Here is a 1,943-nt window from a genome sequence, read left to right as displayed (position 1 = left end):
CCCTCCGCCCCCAACTCTGCGGCTCTGCGCCCGCCCGGCGATGCGCCGGGTACCACTCTGCTGGCATCGTAGCGCACCGTCACGAGCAGCGTCTCGGCCGTTGCGGAGGACTCCGTGGCGGGCAACAGGGCCAACACGTTCTCGAATCCGCGATTCTGCCATTGCATGCCGCCGGCGATCGTGACCGAACCGCCCCGCTCGGCCTGCTCCCGCAGCTCGTCGGCCGCGATTTCGTCGGCGACGTAGAAGCGCGGCACCTGCACGGGGCTTGCAGCGAACTTGTTCTCGTTCTCCCTGGACGTGGCGTCGGCGTCCGGCAGAAAGACGACGGCTCGCGCCCCGAGCATGGCGGCTGTTTCCCAGTGGACGCCGCTGTCGTATTCCATGAGCGCGACGGCGTCAACACCGGCGCCGGGGGCGAAGGCCTCGTGGCCGTCGAAATCGCTCAGGTCGCCATCACCGACGTAGACCAGCTCCGCCCGCAGACAGCCCCCTGGGATGAAGGGGCACAAGGTTCGATTCGGCCACACGGGGTGCAAGCGGACACGCATGTCGCCGCCGTCGTTCCGCCGGTACGTCAATTCCGAGCCGGTATCCACGGGCACGGCAAGGCGGAAGGGCTGGCGGGGCAGAACCTCCCAGCCCGCCTGTTCGATCCGTTCGGAGAGCCAGTCGGCCGTCTTCGGAAGGTTCCCCGCGCCGGGGGCACGCGAGCCCAGGGATGCGATGCCCGCAAGCAATTCGCCGATCCGTTCCGAGGTGTGAGCATCGACCAGTCGTCCGAGCCGATCGCCATCCAATGCCACGAAGTCCGGGCCGGCGGCATCGTCCTCGGCTTGCACGCCGAGGGCCGTCATCACCGCCAGGCAACTCAGGATGATCGTCAAGCGATGGATCACAGGAACACCCCCGTAAAGACGGCGCGTCCCGCGGGAGCCCAGAAAAGATGGTAGACATTCCAGAAGACGATCATGGCGGCGTGGCCGAAGATCAGCCCCAGGGCCGCCGGGATGGAGCGAACGTAGAGGTCCATCCCTCCGAAGCGCAGGATCAGGCTCTTCACAATCCAGGCGATCAGCATGGGCCCCCAGATGAAACAGATCGGGCTGATCTGACGCACGCCGGCGTACAGGCCCGAGTAGCTGACGTCGCGGTGCAGCGTGTAGGTGCCCAGGCAGACGATCAGCAGGGCGATGGGCGGAATGGGGAACCGCGGATAGCGGCGGCGCAGCGCCAGCAACCCCGCCATCAGCACGCCGCCGAGCAGAATCATGCACACCCACAGCACCCGCACGTCGAATTTATCCACCATCGGGTCGCCCGTATTGAATATCTTGAACCAGTAAGAGTACTTCCCGCGGTCCAGGGCGATCATCAGGTGCTGCGCCCCCTTCCAGTGCGCGAGCACCAGGAACGAGATCGTGCCCACACCGACGGCGACGCCGAAAGCGACGGCCACCGCGACGGCGATCAGGCGCGGCGACACCTTCAGCTTCCGTCCCAGGTACAGCGCCTCAATCTGCGCGGCGAGCACCCCCGGCAGAAACGCCACCGCAAGAAACCAGGTGTGCGACAGGGCGACGAGGTTGTGGAACCCATGGGTTCCCACCCCGCCGGTGTTGATCCCGATGGTCATGTCGTTCACCAGGGGCGTGGAGCCCGCCGGCAGTCCGCCCTCGGCGCGGACGCGCGCCAGCGCCACCCCCGCCAGGAGCGTGAAGAGCAACACGATTCCCACCCCCTAGAACCCGCCGATACCGCACGCACCGAAAAGGTACCAGACAACGGCGATTCCCGACACCGATACCCGCAGCCCGGGCGCCGCCCAGCGACGCGGCGAGTAGAACGACACGGTCTCCCCGGCCGCCGTTCAGCCGCCGGCGTCGCACCGTCGCGGAAACAACCACCTGTCCGTCGGCAGACCACACCGTACAGGAAGGCCG

At 67.2% G+C, this 1,943-nt stretch carries 2 protein-coding genes; both read right to left on the bottom strand.

Translation table 11 applies throughout. The features are described from left to right. On the bottom strand, positions 1–887 hold an 887-nt coding region (locus tag I6U14_RS17420), incomplete at its 3' end, for a hypothetical protein (RefSeq protein WP_296901045.1). A gap of 8 nt (positions 888–895) precedes the next feature. Beyond that, a complete protein-coding gene (locus I6U14_RS17415) occupies positions 896–1,729 on the bottom strand; it encodes a DUF6785 family protein (RefSeq protein WP_296901043.1) in 834 nt (277 codons plus the stop codon). Positions 1,730–1,943: the final 214 nt, after the last annotated feature.

The organism is Thiohalocapsa sp. (genome assembly GCF_019695415.1).
Lineage (GTDB): Bacteria > Pseudomonadota > Gammaproteobacteria > Chromatiales > Chromatiaceae > Thiohalocapsa.
Note: the sequence above shows the minus strand (reverse complement) of the source record. Positions and strands in the feature narration are given on the sequence as shown.